The organism is Bradyrhizobium betae, assembly GCF_050632175.1.
Classification (GTDB): Bacteria; Pseudomonadota; Alphaproteobacteria; order Rhizobiales; family Xanthobacteraceae; genus Bradyrhizobium; species Bradyrhizobium betae_B.
This window is the reverse complement of sequence record NZ_CP192576.1, coordinates 404853-421842: the sequence shown is the minus strand read 5'-3', so window position 1 is coordinate 421842 and position 16990 is coordinate 404853. Positions and strand designations below refer to the sequence as shown.

General features: G+C 64.0%; 15 protein-coding genes and 2 pseudogenes. 12 read left to right on the top strand and 5 right to left on the bottom strand.

The annotated features are described in order from the left end of the window. Positions 1-101: 101 nt before the first annotated feature. Positions 102-764 (bottom strand): TetR/AcrR family transcriptional regulator, encoded by a 663-nt coding sequence (locus tag ACQ86E_RS02240; RefSeq protein WP_431204004.1) that lies wholly within the window; start codon positions 762-764, stop codon positions 102-104. Between the two features lie 246 nt (positions 765-1010). Between ACQ86E_RS02240 and ACQ86E_RS02235 the strand changes: the two genes are divergently transcribed. From ACQ86E_RS02235 to ACQ86E_RS02225, 3 genes are read left to right on the top strand one after another with little or no spacing between them, the layout of a single operon-like run. Then, on the top strand, positions 1011-1553 hold the full coding sequence (locus ACQ86E_RS02235) for an OsmC family protein (protein ID WP_431206376.1): 543 nt from the start codon (positions 1011-1013) through the stop codon (positions 1551-1553). A gap of 35 nt (positions 1554-1588) precedes the next feature. Further along, positions 1589-2722: an acyl-CoA dehydrogenase family protein gene (locus ACQ86E_RS02230; RefSeq protein ID WP_431204003.1), complete on the top strand. Its 1134-nt coding sequence runs from the start codon at positions 1589-1591 to the stop codon at positions 2720-2722. 51 nt (positions 2723-2773) lie between these two features. Further along, positions 2774-3652, top strand: a complete 879-nt coding sequence (locus tag ACQ86E_RS02225; protein ID WP_431204002.1) for a sulfurtransferase — start codon at positions 2774-2776, stop codon at positions 3650-3652. Between the two features lie 22 nt (positions 3653-3674). Here ACQ86E_RS02225 and ACQ86E_RS02220 read toward each other — a convergent pair. Beyond that, positions 3675-5599 (bottom strand): annotated as a pseudogene (locus ACQ86E_RS02220) (sigma 54-interacting transcriptional regulator). Positions 5600-5759: 160 nt separating this feature from the next. Here ACQ86E_RS02220 and ACQ86E_RS02215 point away from each other — a divergent pair. From ACQ86E_RS02215 to cynS, 4 genes are all read left to right on the top strand, one after another. Next, on the top strand, positions 5760-7139 hold the full coding sequence (locus ACQ86E_RS02215; RefSeq protein ID WP_431204001.1) for a CmpA/NrtA family ABC transporter substrate-binding protein: 1380 nt from the start codon (positions 5760-5762) through the stop codon (positions 7137-7139). Between the two features lie 166 nt (positions 7140-7305). After that, positions 7306-8145, top strand: a complete 840-nt coding sequence (gene ntrB / locus ACQ86E_RS02210) for a nitrate ABC transporter permease (RefSeq protein ID WP_431204000.1) — start codon at positions 7306-7308, stop codon at positions 8143-8145. Between the two features lie 5 nt (positions 8146-8150). Further along, a complete protein-coding gene (locus tag ACQ86E_RS02205) occupies positions 8151-9083 on the top strand; it encodes an ABC transporter ATP-binding protein (RefSeq protein ID WP_431203999.1) in 933 nt (310 codons plus the stop codon). A 69-nt stretch (positions 9084-9152) separates the two neighbouring features. Next, the gene (gene cynS, locus ACQ86E_RS02200) at positions 9153-9635 is read left to right on the top strand and encodes a cyanase (protein ID WP_431203998.1); all 483 of its coding nucleotides are present in this window, start codon (positions 9153-9155) and stop codon (positions 9633-9635) included. Between the two features lie 60 nt (positions 9636-9695). Here the strand turns inward: cynS and ACQ86E_RS02195 are convergent, their stop codons facing one another. Beyond that, a complete protein-coding gene (locus ACQ86E_RS02195) occupies positions 9696-10019 on the bottom strand; it encodes a DUF1476 domain-containing protein (RefSeq protein WP_041748198.1) in 324 nt (107 codons plus the stop codon). A gap of 319 nt (positions 10020-10338) precedes the next feature. Here ACQ86E_RS02195 and purC point away from each other — a divergent pair, with 319 nt between their 5' ends. From purC to ACQ86E_RS02175, 4 genes are read left to right on the top strand one after another with little or no spacing between them, the layout of a single operon-like run. Next, positions 10339-11106: a phosphoribosylaminoimidazolesuccinocarboxamide synthase gene (gene purC, locus ACQ86E_RS02190; protein ID WP_171944915.1), complete on the top strand. Its 768-nt coding sequence runs from the start codon at positions 10339-10341 to the stop codon at positions 11104-11106. A 12-nt stretch (positions 11107-11118) separates the two neighbouring features. Further along, entirely contained in the window at positions 11119-11358 is a 240-nt protein-coding gene (gene purS, locus ACQ86E_RS02185) for a phosphoribosylformylglycinamidine synthase subunit PurS (RefSeq protein ID WP_015685059.1), read from the top strand. After that, positions 11358-12059: a phosphoribosylformylglycinamidine synthase subunit PurQ gene (gene purQ, locus ACQ86E_RS02180; protein ID WP_431203997.1), complete on the top strand. Its 702-nt coding sequence runs from the start codon at positions 11358-11360 to the stop codon at positions 12057-12059. The genes purS and purQ overlap by 1 nt, the downstream gene beginning before the upstream one ends. Then, positions 12056-13027, top strand: a complete 972-nt coding sequence (locus tag ACQ86E_RS02175) for a tripartite tricarboxylate transporter substrate binding protein BugD (RefSeq protein ID WP_431203996.1) — start codon at positions 12056-12058, stop codon at positions 13025-13027. The genes purQ and ACQ86E_RS02175 overlap by 4 nt, the downstream gene beginning before the upstream one ends. 12 nt (positions 13028-13039) lie before the next feature. Here the strand turns inward: ACQ86E_RS02175 and ACQ86E_RS02170 are convergent, their stop codons facing one another. Both ACQ86E_RS02170 and ACQ86E_RS02165 read right to left on the bottom strand, forming a co-directional pair. After that, on the bottom strand, positions 13040-14005 hold the full coding sequence (locus ACQ86E_RS02170; protein ID WP_431203995.1) for a DMT family transporter: 966 nt from the start codon (positions 14003-14005) through the stop codon (positions 13040-13042). A gap of 75 nt (positions 14006-14080) precedes the next feature. Next, positions 14081-14560 (bottom strand): PaaI family thioesterase, encoded by a 480-nt coding sequence (locus tag ACQ86E_RS02165; RefSeq protein ID WP_431203994.1) that lies wholly within the window; start codon positions 14558-14560, stop codon positions 14081-14083. Between the two features lie 183 nt (positions 14561-14743). Between ACQ86E_RS02165 and purL the strand changes: the two are divergent. Continuing rightward, a pseudogene (purL, locus tag ACQ86E_RS02160) lies at positions 14744-16953 on the top strand (phosphoribosylformylglycinamidine synthase subunit PurL). Positions 16954-16990: the final 37 nt, after the last annotated feature.

Genomic DNA, 16990 nt, shown 5'->3' with positions numbered 1-16990 from the left:
GGGCAAAGCGAAGCGTGCCCACCATGTCGGTCAACGAAGCCGAAAGATTTGGTGGGCACGGCGCTATGCGCCTTTGCCCACCCTACGAGATCACGGCAAGTTCACACCGTCTCCAACTGATCGGCTGCGCGTTTCTTCTTCGGCTTCGTTTGGCCGAGCAGGGGGCCCGCGGTTAGCGCTGCCGTATCCGCCACGCCGGGATCGCGCGAGATCATCGCCGCGACGATGGCGCCGTCGATGAGGAGCCCGAGCTGATGCGCGAGCACTGCAGGCTCGCTCGAGCCGAGCTCGCCGGCGAGCTTCTCGATATGGCCGAGCACGATCTTCTTGTGCTTCAACGCGATGTTGCGGAACTGCTTGGCGTCCTTGTCGTGCTCGCCGACGGCATTGATGAAGGGGCAGCCGTAGAAGCGCTCCTGCGCGAACCAGCTCTTCAGTGCCGGGAAGATGCGCGTCAGTTTCGCCTGTGCGTCGCCGCCGCCGTCCTCCATGGCGCCGATGAACCATTCGCGCCACTGCTTGCCTTCGCTCTCCAGCACCGCGTTGACGAGATTGGTCTTGGAGCCGAACAGTTTGTAGAGCGTGGTCTTCGCCGTGCCGGCTTCCTCGATGATCGCGTCGATGCCGGTGGCGTTGATGCCGTTCTTGCAAAATAGATGCGTCGCGGCGCTCAGGAGGCGCCCGCGCGCGGACTCGTCGTCGCCTGCAACGGCATGCGGCGAGGACTTCTTGGATGACGTCTTGTTCAGCGAGGGCTTGGCCATGAGTGCGAACTTACCTGCAGCCGCGCCGCATCAGCAAGCCGCATCTGCTCTGCGCTGAAAAGATTCGCAGGCGGCGCGCCATCTGCACCGCCTTTGAGCAAGCGGCCGCTGATCAATCCTCAGGCAGGGATCGCTAAGCGGCTCCAATGCTTCGCCTTTTGTTTTTGGGCTGCTCTGGCACGCTCCATGCAAGGAAACAGACCGTTCGGTATCCTGCCGTTTTCCACGGCTGCCAGGGAGAATATGATGACTGCCGTCGTTCAAAAGACAGTGCTGACGGGGTGCCTTGCGCCCATCGACAAGAATGGCCTCGAGCAACTGATTGCGAGCGGCAAGGCCAATCCGAAGGTCATCAAGACCTTGAAATGCAAGACGGTCGCGGAAGGTAAATTCCGCCACGCCAACTACATCCGCAACCTGCCGCCCTACATCGTCGACGAGCCGCCGGGCCTTCTGGGCGACGACACCGCGCCGAATCCGTCGGAGGCCTCGCTTGCCGCACTCGGTTCGTGCCTTGCGGTCGGCCTGCATGCCAACGCCGTGCATCGCGGCTGGATCGTCAACAAGCTCGAGCTCGAACTCGAGGGCGATCTCAACATCACCGCGGTCTGGGGCACCGGCGACATGTCGGACAAGCCCGTTGGATTTACCGATGTGCGCGTCAAGGTCGACATGGAATGCGAGGGCATCCCGCAGGACGAGATCAACGCGCTGGTCGCCCATGTGAAGAAATGGTCGCCGGTCGCCAACACCTTCACCCGCCCGGTCAATCTCGAGGTCGGCATCTAGGCTGACGGCAACAGGACAAGGTGCGGGAGACGATCATGGGTTCACTGGCTTTATCACGGGTCGAGACTTTGGATCAGCCCGCACCGTCCATTGCAGGGGAAGTGGCGCGGATTGCACGCGAGCAACTCGCGCCGCTCGCCGCCGGCATCGACGACGGCTCGGTCTATCCGGCCGAGGTGCTGCGTGCGTTCGGCGCCGTCGGCGCCTGGGGCAGTCATGTACCGCACGAAGGTCCTGCGGATCTTCGCTGTGCCATCCAGGCGATGGCGGCGATCGGCGAAGTCTGCGGCGGCACGGCCTTCATGGCGTGGTGCCAGAACACGCTGGTCTGGTACGCCGCCAACTCGACCAACATGAAGCTTGCAAAGCGCTTCGGCGACGCCTTCTCGACCGGCCGTGTGCTCGGCGGCACTGGCCTCTCCAACCCGATGAAGAGCTTTTTCGGCATCGAAAAACTGAAATTGAAGGGGCGCAAGGTCGAGGGTGGCTACATCGTGCGCGGCGCGCTGCCCTGGGTCTCCAATCTCGGTCCCGATCATTACTTTGGCACCATCTTCGAGCGAGAGGACGATCAGGGCAGCGCAAGCGGCGCGCCGGGCACGGTGATGTTCCTCGCCGACTGCTCCGATCCCGCGATCGCGCTGACGCCCTGCAAGCCGTTCCTCGCCATGGACGGCACCGGCACCTATGGCGTCCAGTTCCGCGATGTCTTCGTGCCGGACGACCTGATCCTCGCCGATCCTGCTGGCCCGTTCGTCAAGAAGATCCGCGCCGGCTTCATCCTGCTCCAGGCCGGCATGGCACTCGGGCTGATCAAGGATTGCATCAACATCATGGATGAGGTCGGCGGTCCGCTTGGCCACATCAACCGCTATTTGCCGCAGCAGCCGGTGAATTTCCGCGAACTCGCGGCCGAGCTCGAGACCGAGACCATGATGCTGGCACGCGATCCCTACAACGAGGAGGAGATCTACTGGCGCAAGGTGATCGCGCTCAGGCTTCGCGCCGGCGAGGCCAGCGTCGCGGCGGCGCATGCGGCGATGCTGCATTGTGGCGCGCGCGGCTACCTCATGAGCCACCGCGCGCAGCGCCGCCTGCGCGAGGCCTATTTCGTCGCGATCGTCACGCCCGCCACCAAGCAGTTGCGCAAGATGCTCGCCGACACCTGAATCCATACGTGCCCACCCCGAAGACCCCTCAACCTCAACCGAGAGGCTGCCATGACTGACGTCCTGATCACTGCCGTCGAACTTGCCGATCTCTTGAAGCTAGAGCCGTGTGTCGTGATCGACACCCGCAATCCCGACGCCTACGCCGCCGGGCACCTGCCGAACGCCGTCAACGTGCACGAGATCTTCACCTTCCTCGCGACCTCGACGCCGGAGGGCATGGCCGAGCTGAAGACGAAATTCGCCGACGCCTTCGGCGCCGCCGGCCTTTCCGGCAAGGAAACGGCGGTGATCTACGAGCAGTCGATGAACTCCGGCTTCGGCCAGTCCTGCCGCGGCTATTATCTCCTCACCATGCTCGGCTATCCCAAGGTGAAGGTGCTGCATGGCGGCTTCGACGCCTGGGCGGGCGCGGGCTTCCCGGTGACGAAGGACGTGCCGGCGCCGGCGAAGGCCTCGTTCGCGATCGTGCCCGAAGCAGGCGAGATTCTGATCGATGCCAAGACCATGTTGGCAGCAGTCGGCAAGCCGGGCGTCGCCATTCTCGACGTGCGCGACGTTGACGAGTGGATCGGCGACAGCTCGTCGCCCTACGGCAAGGATTTCTGCCCGCGCAAGGGCCGCATCCCCGGCGCCGTCTGGCTGGAATGGTACCGCATGATGAAGCCGACCGCGGAAGGCCCGCGCTTCAAGTCCAAGGACGAGATTCTCGCGGAATGCGCCACCGTCGGCATCTCGACGACGACGCCTGTCTATCTCTATTGCTTCAAGGGTGCGCGCGCCTCGAACACTTTCCTCGCGCTGAAGAATGCCGGCGTGAAGGACGTGCGGATGTATTTCGGCTCCTGGAACGAATGGTCGCGCGATCCTTCGCTGCCGATCGAGCAGGGGTTGCCGATTGCATCTGACGTCACGACCAAGGCCGCGTGAGCGCCCGCGATCACACCTGCGATCACATGGCCCGCGGACGGGGCGCGATTCCAAGCGCCTTGATCCGCGAGGCCAGCGTGGTCGGCTTGATGTCGAGCATCTCGGCCGCCCCGCCGGGGCCGAACACTTTTCCGGCGCAGGCCTCCAATGCGGCGAGGATGTTGGTGCGCTCGTGATCGCGCATCTCCGATGAGGTCATGACCGTCGGGCGCGCTTCGGCCTTCTGGCGTGCGGCGCCTGCGGTCGGCTGTATGGCGGAGCCATCCGGCAGGTCGATCCGCAGGCGGCCGTTCTGCGACAGGATCGCGGCGCGCTCGATCACGTTCTGCAATTCGCGGACATTGCCGGGCCAGTCGTAGCGCGTCAGTCGCCGCGCATCGCCTTCCGACAGCCGCAGGTTCGATTTCAACGCCTTGCTCTCGCGCGTCAGAAAATGTTGCGCCAGCAGGGGATGTCTTCGCGCCGTTCGCGCAAGGGCACCGTCTCGATCGGGAACACGTTGAGGCGGAAATAGAGGTCCTCGCGAAAACGTCCGCGCTGCACCTCCTGCTTGAGGTCGCGATTGGTCGCGGCGATGACGCGGACGTCGACCGCGCGCGTGCGCTCCTCGCCCACACGCTCGAAATTGCCTTCCTGCAGCACCCGCAGCAGCTTGCCTTGCAGTTCGAGCGGGATCTCGCCGACCTCGTCGAGAAACAGCGTGCCGCCGTCGGCGAGCTCGAAGCGGCCGATGCGGTCGCGCATCGCACCGGTGAAGGCGCCGCGGACGTGGCCGAAAAACTCGCTCTCGAACAATTCGCGGGGGATCGCGGCGCAATTGACGCGGATCAGCGGGCGGTCGCTGCGGGTGGAGTCTTCATGGATGGCGCGTGCGATCAGCTCCTTGCCGGTGCCGGACTCGCCTGTGATCATCACCGCCGCCGTGGTCGGCGCCACCAGCTTGACCTGGCGCAACGTTGTCTGGATCGCCTCGCTGCCACCGATGATGCCGCGCGGATTGGTCTCGATGCGGATTTCTTCCTGGAGATAGGCGTTTTCCAGCTCCAGCCGCTCGCGCAGGCGGTCGACTTCGGCGAGCGCGGCATGCAGCTTCTCGTCGGCCTCGCGCCGCTGGCTGACGTCGCGAAACACCACGACCGCGCCGACCACCACGCCGCGGTCGCGGATCGGGGTCGAGGTGTATTCGACCCAGGCCGGCGAGCCGTCCTTGCGCCAGAACACCTCGCCATCAACCTGATGCACGGCGCCGTCGCGGAATGCCGCGTAGATCGGGCAATCATGATTGGGATAGTGCCGGCCATCATGGTGGGTGTGATGCATGATGGGGTGGATTTCCTTGCCGACCAGCTCCTCGGCGGTCCAGCCCAGCATGCGCTCGGCCGCGGGGTTGACGAAGGTGGTCTTGCCGTCGGCGTTGACGCCATAGATGCCTTCGCCGGCGGCGCGCAGGATCAACTGGTTCTCGCGCTCGATGTCCTGGAACACGCGCTCGACCCGCTGCCAGGTCGCAATGCCGCTGCGCATGTGATCTTCCGCGGCGGCGTCGACATTGCGGCGGCGGCGCGCTTCAAGATCGGTCAGGGTGATCTGCACCAGCGTACGGCCGTCATGGGGGAGGACGCAGCCGGCATATTCGAGACGGAGCGTTTGCCCGGTGGCATGGCGGGGGTTGAGTGCAGTGGTCCAGTAGGCGCCCTTGTGCAGCACGGCCTGGGTGAACACGGTCAGGGCCGGAAGCTCGCCGGCGTGGAGGGTGCTCGCTTTGGTCTGGCGCAGCAGCGCCCGGTCGTAGCCAAGCAGGGCGCAGGCGGCCGGATTGGCGTCGACGATCTGATCGCCATAGGGGTCGACCAGAAGGGTCGCCTCGACCGATGACTCGAACGCTGCAACGCGCGGATCGAGGGGCTGGACCGCATCGTCGTGGGCAAGCATTGGCGTCGTTGCCATTGCGAAATCTCGTAATTTGACTACGAAATCTCGTTTATCACGAATTTTCGTAGCGGCCAAGCCTGAGCGAAAGCTCTGCGTCATCAAGGTACTGGCCTGCTGGAGGATCATGGCATGCTCCTTGCGTAATTCCTCCTCGCAATGACGCGCAGGAGGTCCGATGTCCATTTTCGACAATCCGTTTGATCCCGATCGCAATCTTCGAGGCGGCTGTGCCTGTGGCCAGCACCAATCAGCGGCCGAGCACGAGCAGGCGACGGCGTTGCGTTGTGATCCCGTCGAGAGCGAGGAGAAGCGCTACGAGGGCGTCGTCGCCTCCGCTGTAATGCGCGCGATGTTTCCGCAGGACGTGGCACGACGTGCCTTCCTGAAATCGGTCGGCGCGTCCACGGCGCTCGCCGCGATCTCGCAATTCTTCCCGCTTCAGACGGCGACCGAGGTGTTTGCGCAAACCGGCACGCCGGAGAAGAAGGACCTCAAGGTCGGCTTCATTCCCATCACGTGTGCGACGCCGATCATCATGGCGGCGCCGCTTGGGTTCTATTCCAAGCACGGCCTCAATGTCGACGTGGTGAAGACCGCCGGCTGGGCGGTGGTTCGCGACAAGACCATCAACAAGGAATACGACGCCGCCCACATGCTGGCGCCGATGCCGCTCGCAATCTCGTTGGGCCTGGGGTCGAACCCGATTCCGTTCGCTGTGCCTGCGATCGAGAACATCAACGGGCAGGGCATCACGCTTGCGATGAAGCACAAGGACAAGCGCGATCCCAAGGACTGGAAGGGGATGAAGTTCGCGATCCCGTTCGACTACTCGATGCACAATTATTTGCTGCGCTATTATCTCGCCGAGCACGGCATCGATCCCGACACCGATGTGCAGTTGCGCTCGGTGCCGCCGCCGGAGATGGTCGCTAACCTTCGCGCCGACAACATCGACGGTTTCCTCGCGCCCGACAACATCTGCCAGCGCGCGATCTATGATGGCGTCGGTTTCATGCACATCCTGTCCAAGGAAATCTGGGACGGACATCCCTGCTGCAGCTTCGCCGCCAGCCGCGAGTTCATCACGTCAGCACCGAACAGCTTTGCCGCGCTGACGCGCGCCATCGTCGATGCGACCGCGTATGCATCCAAGGCCGAGAATCGCAAGCAGATCGCCGAGGCCATCGCGCCCGCCAACTACATCAACGCGCCCGTCACGGTGCTGGAGCAGGTGTTGACCGGAACTTATGCCGACGGCCTCGGCGGCGTGAAGACCGATGCCAAGCGCGTCGACTTCGATCCGTTCCCCTGGCAGTCCTTTGCGGTGTGGATGCTCACGCAGATGAAGCGGTGGGGCCAGATCAAGGGCGACGTCGACTACAAGGCCGTTGCCGAGCAGGTGTATCTGGCGACGGATACCAAGAAGCTGATGACCGAGATGGGGCTGACACCGCCGACGACCGCCTACAAATCGTTCTCGGTGATGGGCAAGAATTTCGATCCGGCCAAGCCGGAGGATTACGTCGCGAGCTTCAAGATCAGGAAGGCGTCGTGAACGCGCCGCTCGCGCCATTGTCGTCCCGGCGAACGCCGGGACCCATACCGCGGAATCTGTCGGTCGCGATCGATAGTGGTACCGAACTTCGAGTCTTCGCCAAATATCTCCCTGGGGTTATGGGTCCCGGCGTTCGCCGGGACGACGCATGGAGAAATATCTCACGATGACCTCCTCCCTCCGCCTCCGGGCCGGCCTCGTCTCGATCGTGCTGCTCGCCGCGTTCCTCGGCATCTGGCATCTTGCCACGCGCTCGACCGGGTCGGTCGCCACGATGAGCCCGGAATATGCCAAGCTGATGGGCCTGACCGCGACGCAGGGCAAATCCGCTATGCCCGGGCCGCTCGATGTCGGCGCCAAGCTGTGGGAGCATTTGAAGCGGCCGTTCTACGACAACGGGCCGAACGACAAGGGACTCGGCATCCAGCTCGGCTATTCGATTGCGCGCGTAGGGCTCGGCTATCTGCTCGCGGTGCTGGTCGCGATTCCCCTCGGCTTCCTGATCGGAATGTCGCCGCTGCTCAGCAAGGCGCTCGATCCGTTCATTCAGGTGCTCAAGCCGATCTCGCCGCTGGCCTGGATGCCGCTCGCGCTCTACACCATCAAGGATTCCTCGATCTCGGCGATTTTCGTTATCTTCATCTGCTCGATCTGGCCGATGCTGCTCAACACCGTGTTTGGCGTGGCGAGCGTGCGGAAGGAATGGATCAACGTCGCACGTACGCTGGAAGTGGGCACGCTCAGGCGCGCCTTCACCGTGATCCTGCCGGCAGCCGCGCCGACGATCCTGACCGGCATGCGTATCTCCATCGGGATCGCCTGGCTCGTGATCGTCGCCGCCGAGATGCTCGTCGGCGGTACCGGCATCGGTTACTTCGTCTGGAACGAGTGGAACAACCTTTCGATCACCAATGTGATCATCGCGATCCTGCTGATCGGGGTCGTCGGCATGCTGCTCGACCAGATCCTCGCCCGCTTCACGCGCATGGTCACGTTTCCGGAGTAGAGCCTGTGACCGACAAATTCGTCTCCATCGAAGGCATTGCAAAGCGTTATCCGGGCGCGAACGGCACGACGACAACCGTGTTCGAGAATCTCTGGCTGTCGATGGCCCGCGGCGAGTTCTGTTGCGTGATCGGTCATTCCGGTTGCGGCAAGACCACGGTGCTCAACATCCTCGCCGGCCTTGATACGCCGAGCGAGGGCGTGGTGATCGTCGACGGGCAGGCGATCTCCGGCACCAGCCTCGACCGCGCCGTGATCTTCCAAAGCCACGCGCTTCTGCCCTGGCGCACCGTGCTCGGCAACGTTGCCTACGCCGTGAGCTCGAAATGGCGCAGCTGGGACCGCGCCAAGGTCAAGGCGCATGCGCAGAAATTCATCGACCTCGTCGGCCTCTCGGGGTCGGAGCACAAGCGTCCCTCGGAGCTGTCGGGCGGCATGAAGCAGCGCGTCGGCATCGCGCGGGCGCTGTCGATCACGCCGAAGATGATGCTGATGGACGAGCCGTTCTCGGCGCTGGACGCGCTGACGCGCGGCACGTTGCAGGACGAGGTGCGGCGCATTTGTCTCGAGACCGGGCAGACGGCGTTCATGATCACCCATGACGTCGACGAGGCGATCTACCTCGCCGACAGGATCTTCCTGATGACCAATGGTCCCGGCGCGGTGCTGGCGGAGGTCGTCGAGAATCCCCTGCCGAGGGATCGCGGCCGCACCGATCTACACCGTCATCCGCTGTACTACGCGCTGCGCAACCACATCATCGATTTCCTGGTGACGCGCAGCAAGACGTTCACCGCCGAAACGCCCGACCACGATCCCCGCAGCGTGCCCGTGGTCCAGATCGGCAAGCCCGGGCTGACGATAGCGTCCGATGTGAAACCGGAGTCGCCAAGAGAGCCGTCATGGCCGGGCTTGTCCCGGCCATCCACGTCTTCTTGAGGCCGGCAAGAACGTGGATGCCCGGGACAAGCCCGGGCATGACGAGAATTAACGAAAGGAGACCCTGACATGAAACGCAAAGACCTCACCGAGAAGCTGCTCGACATCAAGCGCGAGAAGGGCTGGAGCTGGAAATACATCTGCGAGAAGATCGGCGGCTATTCGGAGGTGCTGATCACAGGCGCGATCCTCGGCCAGATGAAGCTGACCAAGCCGCAGGCCGCCAATGCCGCCGAGCTGTTCGGCCTATCGAAGGCCGAGACGGCGATGCTGAACGAGACGCCGATGCGGGGCATGCCGATGCCGCCGACCGATCCGCTGATCTATCGCTTCTACGAACTCGTCATGGTTAACGGACCGGCCTGGAAGGCGCTGATCGAGGAGGAGTACGGCGACGGCATCATGTCGGCGATCGACTTCGACATGGTGATGGAGCGCCAGCCCAATCCGAAGGGAGATCGCGTCAAGATCACGATGTCCGGCAAGTTCCTGCCGTACAAATATTACGGCGCCAGCGGCAACGTGCCCGAGTACGGGTTCAAGGAAGGCTGAAACACGCGAATGGCGAGTAGCGAATAGGGGTCCATTCGCTACTCGCGGCTCGTTGTTTGCTTACTTTCCCGCCTTCACCTCGGCGGCCGCCACCGCGATCAGTTCGCTCATCTTGGCGCGAATCGCCTGCTCCGTGATGGCGACGTTCTTGGCGGCGAAATCGGCCATGACCTTGCGCAGGACGTCGGCATCGCCGGCTTCCTCGAAATCGGCCGCAACGACTTCCTTGGCATAGGCCGTGGCGGCCTCGCCGGTGATTCCGAGCTTTTCGGCGGCCCAGAGCCCGAGCAGCCGGTTACGGCGGGCTTCCGCCTTGAATTTCTGCTCCTCGTCGAGGGCGAACTTCTTCTCGAAGCCTTCCTCGCGCTTGTCCAACGTGCTCATGCCTTTTCCAATTCCCTGCTGACTGGACCCGGGGCCCTCGTTGCGAGAGCCCCGTCGCATGCCTAGATAGGGGGCACGAATCGGCAAAACAACGGGCCGTTAAGCCGCAGGCAAGGCGGTATAAGTTGGCATCGAATGAGCCGGATCGATTGTACTGGGACAGCCAATCGGATAGGTTGCCCGAAGGCTTGGTTCCCGTTCTGTTTCCAAGAGTTGCAGATGGGGTCCCGGTCGTTCACGGCAGCTCCGCTGTGGGTCGTATTCCTGGTAACCGGAGCACACCAAATACATGGATTTCAACAAAACACGGTACATCCCCATGAGCCGTCGGCGTCGCATTTATGAAGGCAAGGCAAAGGTTCTTTACGAAGGCCCGGAGCCCGGTACCCTGATCCAGCACTTCAAGGATGACGCCACCGCGTTCAATGCGAAAAAGCATCAGGTGATTGAGGGCAAGGGTGTCCTCAACAACCGGATCTCGGAGTACCTGTTTCAGCACCTCAACGACATCGGGGTGCCGACCCACTTCATCCGCCGCCTCAACATGCGTGAGCAGTTGATTCGCGAGGTCGAGATCGTGCCGCTCGAGGTGGTGGTGCGGAACGTCGCTGCCGGCTCGCTGTCGCAGCGCCTCGGCATCGAGGAGGGCACGCAACTGCCCCGCTCGATCATCGAATTCTACTACAAGAACGACCAGCTCAACGACCCCATGGTGTCGGAAGAGCACATCACCGCCTTCGGCTGGGCGACACCCCAGGAGATCGACGACATCATGGCACTCGCCATCCGCGTCAACGATTTCCTCACCGGACTCTTCCTCGGCATCGGCATCCGCCTCGTCGACTTCAAGATGGAGTGCGGCCGGCTGTTCGAGAACGATATGATGCGCATCATCGTCGCCGACGAGATCTCGCCGGATAGCTGCCGCCTGTGGGACATCAAGTCGAACGAGAAGCTCGACAAGGATCGCTTCCGCAGGGATCTCGGCGGCCTCCTGGAGGCCTATACCGAAGTCGCCAAGCGTCTCGGCATCCTCATGGAGAACGAGCGCCCGGCGGGCTCCGGCCCGGTGCTGGTGAAGAGCTAAGAGGGATCTAACGTGAAGGCACGTGTTACCGTTACCTTGAAGACGGGCATCCTCGATCCGCAAGGCAAGGCCATCGAAGGCGCGCTGAAGTCGCTCGGCGTCGACGGCGTCGCCAGCGTCCGGCAAGGCAAGGTGTTCGACATCGAGCTCGCCGGCGCCGACAAGGCCAAGGCGGAAGCGGCGTTGAAAGACGCCGCCGACAAGCTCTTGGCGAACACCGTGATCGAGAACTACCGGGTGGAACTGCTCTGATGAAGGCCGCGATCCTCGTATTTCCCGGGATCAATCGCGAGCGCGACATGGCGCGTGCGCTGAAGCTCATCTCGGGCCATGAGCCCGCGATGGTCTGGCACGCCGAGCCGTCGCTTCCTGCGGGCACCGATCTCGTGGTGGTGCCGGGCGGCTTCTCCTACGGCGACTATCTGCGCTGCGGCGCGATTGCGGCGCGCGCGCCGGTGATGGATGCGGTGCGCGACTACGCGGCCAAGGGCGGCCTCGTGCTCGGCGTCTGCAACGGCTTCCAGATCCTTTGCGAATCCGGCCTGCTGCCGGGCGTGCTGATGCGCAATGCGCAGCTCAAGTTCATCTGCAAGGACGTGCATCTGCGCGTCGAGCGCTCCGACACCCCGTTCACGCGCGGCTACAATGCGGGCCAGGTGATCCGCGTGCCGGTCGCGCACGGCGAGGGCAATTACGAGGCGGACGAAGACACCATCAAGCGGATCGAGGGCGAGGGGCGGGTGCTCTATCGCTACTGCTCCGCCGACGGCGCGGTCGACGAAAGCCACAACATCAACGGCGCGGCGCATTCCATCGCCGGTCTCGTCAACGACAGGGGCAACGTGCTCGGCATGATGCCCCACCCCGAAAACCACGTCGAAGACATCATGGGCTGCACCGACGGCCGCGGGCTGTTCGCGGGCCTGGTCCAGCATCTGGAAAAGGCCGCGTGATCTCGTTCGTGGCGAAGCGGCTTTCGGCCGCCATTGCCGTCGTTGCGTTTGCGTCCGCTGCGTTGGCGCAGGACTTCCCCAAGCGTCCCGTTACCATGATCGTGCCGTTCGCGGCCGGCGGCACGTCGGACGTGATCGCGCGTACGGTCGCCGAGCAGATGGGTATCGCGCTCGGCCAGACCATCGTGATCGAGAACGTCGCGGGTGCGGGCGGATCGACCGCGCTGGCGCGGGCCTCCCGCGCCGAGCCTGACGGCTACACCATCGCGATCGGCAATGCCGGCACGAACGCGGCGACCTACACGATCTATCCGAAGCTCCCCTTCACGCCCGAGTCCTTCGTGCCGATCGGAATGGTGGCGAAGACGTTCGGCATCATCGCGCTGCGCAAGGATTTTCCGGCGAAGGATCTGAAAGAGTTCATCGCCTATGCCAAGGCCAATCCGGGCAAGATTAATCTCGGCCATGCCGGCGTCGGCTCGTCGAACTATCTGATCTGCAAGAGCTTCGTCACGGCGGCCGGGATCGACGCCACGCTGATCGGCTATCGCGGCGCGGCGCCCGCGCTCACCGACGCGGTCGGCGGCCAGATCGATGGCGTCTGCGACGCAGCGGCCTCCGTCTCGCAATCGATCAACGAGAAGCTGGTGCGGGGACTCGTGGTCGGCTCGACCGTGCGGCTCGCCACGGTGCCCGATTTGCCGACGTCGACTGAAGCGGGCTTGCCGGAATTCGAGGCGCAGGGCTGGAACGGCCTGTTCGCGCCCAAGGGCACGCCGCCGGCCGTCATCGCGAAGCTGAATGCCGCCGCGCGCACGGCCGTGGAGACCGACGCCGTCAAGAAGCGTTTTGCCGAGCTGTCGACCGTTGTGCCCGACGACAACGAGCACACGCCGGAGGTGCTCCAGCAGCTCGTGACGCGCGACGTCGAAAAATACCGGAAGATGCTGGCGGACGACGCCAAGTAATAGCGTTCGAAGCTACCGCCTCTTCAGCCGTTCCGCCGGCACTGTCATCGCGGCGACGCCGGCCATGACCAGCAGCAGTCCCAGCGCCAGGTTCGACGGCACGCTCTCGCCGAGCAGCAGCACTGATAGCCCGACGCCGATCGGGATGCGCAAATAGCCTTGCGCGTTCGTGGTCAGCGTGCCGAGCCGTCCCAGGCACATGTAGAACAGCATCAATCCCAGCGCGCTGGAGACGATGCCCATCACGATGGTGGCGATGATCGCCGTCGGCGTCGGGTGCAGCGTCCAGGGCTGATCGATGATCAGCGAGGGCGGTAGCAACACCAGGCCGCCGAACAGCAGCGAGCCGGCCGCCACCACCATCGGGTCGTAGTCGGAGAGCCGCAAGCCGAAGATCGTCGCGCAGGCGAAGGAGATGGTGGCGAGCAGGATCGCGATCTCCGCGATGATCTCGCTACCGAAGCCGCGCAGTGCGTCGAGGCCGACGATGACAACAGTGCCGGCAAGGCCGAGGATCGCGCCCGCGAGCTTCAGCAGCGTGGCCGGCTCGTGACGCGTGATCAGCGAGGTGATCAGGAAAGCGAAGATCGGCGTCGTCGAAGCAAGCACCACGGTATTCGACGCCGGCACATATTGCTGCGACCAGGTGATGATCAGGAACGGGAACGTCGAGTTGATCAATTGCTGGGTCGCGAACAGCTTCCAGGCTTTCAAATCGGTCGGCAGGCTGATGCCTCGCATCCAGAGGATCGCGAACAGGAACGCGGCCGCGATCAGCGAGCGCGCCGAGATGAAGGTGATCGGCGGGATGGTGGGAAGCGCGAGCTTGGCCAGAGGATAGGTGGAACTCCAGCAACAGGCGAGCGCGAACAACAGCGCATAGTCGCGCCAGTTGCGCGCGCCGGTGGCGACCATCGATGGCAATGGCGATGCGACGGAGGCCGCTGTGCGGCCCGTCCTCGATGTGCTCTGCGGCACCTTGGTCCTGCTCCCCGGCGCGATAGCGCTTGGCCCAACTTTGGGCGAGGGGACGCGAAAAGGGAAGGTATCGAGCTATGCGTTTGGCTGCAGGGCCGGCTTCCGCTTCACCCGCTTGATCGTGCCGGAGAAGGTGAACAGGGGTCGCCCGCCGGACGTCAGCTTGCCGCGCAGGAAGATCATCGAGCCGCCGGCGCGGGATACTTCGCCCGTGCACTCGATCAGCTCGCCCTCGCGGGCCGCGTCCAGGAAATCGCAGGCAAAATTGGTGGTCACCGCCGGCCCATCCAGTTCGTGGGTCGCGATCGCGAACAGGCAATAGTCGGAAAATGCCATGAAGCAGCCGCCATGAACGTTTCCGGAGCCGTTGAGGTGCTTTTTCTCGACCCGGAAGGCGCTGCGGACGCTGCCGTCGTCCTCGATCTTGTGCCAGAACGGGCCGATATGGCTCTCGAAACTGTCGCGAATCCAGGTCCGCCAGCCCTTGAATTCGCCCTCGGTGGCGACGTGCAGGTCGGGGCGGCGGGTGGATGGGACTTTGGTCAATTCGTGCAAGGGAATGGGCCTTCAATTACGGGTCTTTAGCCCTTAAATCGGATCCGTCAGCGCCTTGCAATTCCCGTTCCCGCCGACCCCGCCTGCAAAACGTGGGACAGCGGGAAAATGCTTGATAAAGGGCTTTTCGTAGGCCCCCGATCTTCCTAAGAACGGCCACAGCACGCCGAAAGCCCCGAATCCATGAAGAACGAACCCAAGATCACCCCCGAACTGGTTGCCGCCCACGGGCTCAAGCCCGACGAGTATGAGCGCATCCTGAAGCTGATCGGGCGGGAGCCGACCTTCACCGAGCTCGGCATCTTCTCGGCGATGTGGAACGAGCACTGCTCGTACAAATCCTCGCGCATCCATTTGAAGGGGCTGCCGACGAAGGCGCCGTGGGTGATCCAGGGACCCGGCGAGAACGCCGGCGTGATCGACATCGGCGACGGCCAGGCGGTTGTCTTCAAGATGGAGAGCCACAACCATCCGAGCTATATCGAGCCCTATCAGGGCGCGACCACCGGCGTCGGCGGCATTTTGCGCGACGTGTTCACCATGGGGGCGCGTCCGATCGCCTGCCTCAATGCACTGAGCTTCGGTGCGCCCGAGCATGCCAGGACGCGGCATCTCGTCTCCGGGGTGGTCGCCGGTGTCGGCGGCTACGGCAATTCCTTCGGCGTGCCGACGGTCGGCGGCCAGGTGCGTTTTCACACCCGCTATGACGGCAACATCCTCGTCAACGCGATGGCGGTCGGCCTCGCCGACACCGACAAGATCTTCTATGCCGCCGCCTCCGGCGTGAACATGCCGATCGTCTATCTCGGCTCCAAAACGGGGCGCGACGGCATCCATGGCGCTTCTATGGCGTCGGCCGAATTTGACGACAAGTCGGAGGAGAAGCGTCCCACCGTGCAGGTCGGCGATCCCTTCGCCGAGAAGCTGCTGCTGGAAGCCTGCCTCGAGATCATGGAGAAGGGCTGCGTTATCGCGATCCAGGACATGGGCGCCGCGGGGCTCACATGCTCGGCGGTCGAGATGGGCGCCAAGGGCGACCTCGGTGTCGATCTCGATCTCGATTCGGTGCCGACCCGCGAGACCGGCATGAGCGCCTACGAGATGATGCTCTCGGAGAGCCAGGAGCGCATGCTGATGGTGCTCAAGCCCGAGAAGGAAAAGGAAGCCGAGGCGATCTTCAAGAAGTGGGGTCTCGACTTCGCCGTGGTCGGCTACACCACGCCGAGCAAGCGCTTCGTGGTCAAGCATGGCGGCGACGTCATGGCCGATCTGCCGATCAAGGAGCTCGGCGACGAGGCGCCGCTCTATGACCGCCCGCATGTGCCCTCCGCCGCGCTGCCGGTCGTGCACGCGCGCGAGGTGCCGGCGCCGATGGGCGTCGGTAGCGCGCTGGAGAAGCTGATCGGCACGCCGGACATGTGCAGCAAGCGCTGGGTCTGGGAGCAGTACGACCACGTCATTCTCGGCAACACATTGCAGCGTCCGGGCGGCGATGCCGCCGTGGTGCGCGTGCAGGACGGGCCGAAGGGGCTGGCGCTGACCGTCGACGTCACGCCGCGCTATTGCGAGGCCGATCCCTATCAGGGCGGCATGCAGGCCGTGGCGGAAGCCTGGCGCAACATCACCGCGGTCGGCGGCAAGCCGCTTGCGATCACCGACAATCTCAATTTCGGCAACCCCGAGCGGCCCGAGATCATGGGCCAGTTCGTCGGCTGCCTGAAGGGCATCTCGGAAGCCTGCCGCACGCTCGACTTCCCGGTCGTCTCCGGCAACGTCTCGCTCTACAACGAGACCAACGGCCGCGCGATCCTGCCGACGCCCTCGATCGGCGGCGTCGGCCTGCTCGACGACTTCACCAAATCGGCTTCGCTCGCCTTCAAAGCCGAGGAGAGGCGATCCTGCTGATCGGCGAGACCCATGGCTGGCTCGGCCAATCGGTTTATCTGCGCGACCTCTGCGGTCGCGAGGAGGGCGCGCCGCCGCCGGTCGATCTCGCCGCCGAGAAGCGTAACGGCGACTGCGTCCGCGGCATGATCCATGCGGGCACCGCGACCGCCGTGCACGACCTCTCCGACGGCGGCCTCTTGATCGCTCTGGCCGAGATGGCGATGGCGAGCGGGATCGGTGCCAAGCTGCTGGCGGCGCCAACTTCGCTCGTCTCGCAGGCCTATTGGTTCGGCGAGGACCAGGCGCGCTATCTCGTCACCGTGCCGGAGGCGGAGGCAGGTCTGGTGCTTGCCAAGATGCGCGGCTGCGAGGTGCCCTGCGTGCGGATCGGCACCACCGGCGGTGATGCGATCGCGATCGCCGGCGAAGCGCCGGTTACGATCGATGCTCTGCGCAAGTCGTTCGAGCGCTGGCTGCCGGAGTATATGGGCGGCAAGGCGGCGTAAGCTGCTGCCGCATACGTCGTCATTGCGAGCGTAGCGA

Bases quoted from the DNA above. Each gene is read 5' to 3' on its own strand.
- ACQ86E_RS02240 (WP_431204004.1), bottom strand. From the start codon at position 764: ATGGCCAAGCCCTCGCTGAACAAGACGTCATCCAAGAAGTCCTCGCCG.
- purQ (WP_431203997.1), top strand. From the start codon at position 11,358: ATGAAGGCCGCGATCCTCGTATTTCCCGGGATCAATCGCGAGCGCGAC.
- cynS (WP_431203998.1), top strand. From the start codon at position 9,153: ATGAAACGCAAAGACCTCACCGAGAAGCTGCTCGACATCAAGCGCGAG.
- ACQ86E_RS02230 (WP_431204003.1), top strand. From the start codon at position 1,589: ATGGGTTCACTGGCTTTATCACGGGTCGAGACTTTGGATCAGCCCGCA.
- ACQ86E_RS02215 (WP_431204001.1), top strand. From the start codon at position 5,760: ATGTCCATTTTCGACAATCCGTTTGATCCCGATCGCAATCTTCGAGGC.
- ACQ86E_RS02225 (WP_431204002.1), top strand. From the start codon at position 2,774: ATGACTGACGTCCTGATCACTGCCGTCGAACTTGCCGATCTCTTGAAG.
- ntrB (WP_431204000.1), top strand. From the start codon at position 7,306: ATGACCTCCTCCCTCCGCCTCCGGGCCGGCCTCGTCTCGATCGTGCTG.
- ACQ86E_RS02195 (WP_041748198.1), bottom strand. From the start codon at position 10,019: ATGAGCACGTTGGACAAGCGCGAGGAAGGCTTCGAGAAGAAGTTCGCC.
- ACQ86E_RS02235 (WP_431206376.1), top strand. From the start codon at position 1,011: ATGACTGCCGTCGTTCAAAAGACAGTGCTGACGGGGTGCCTTGCGCCC.
- purC (WP_171944915.1), top strand. From the start codon at position 10,339: ATGAGCCGTCGGCGTCGCATTTATGAAGGCAAGGCAAAGGTTCTTTAC.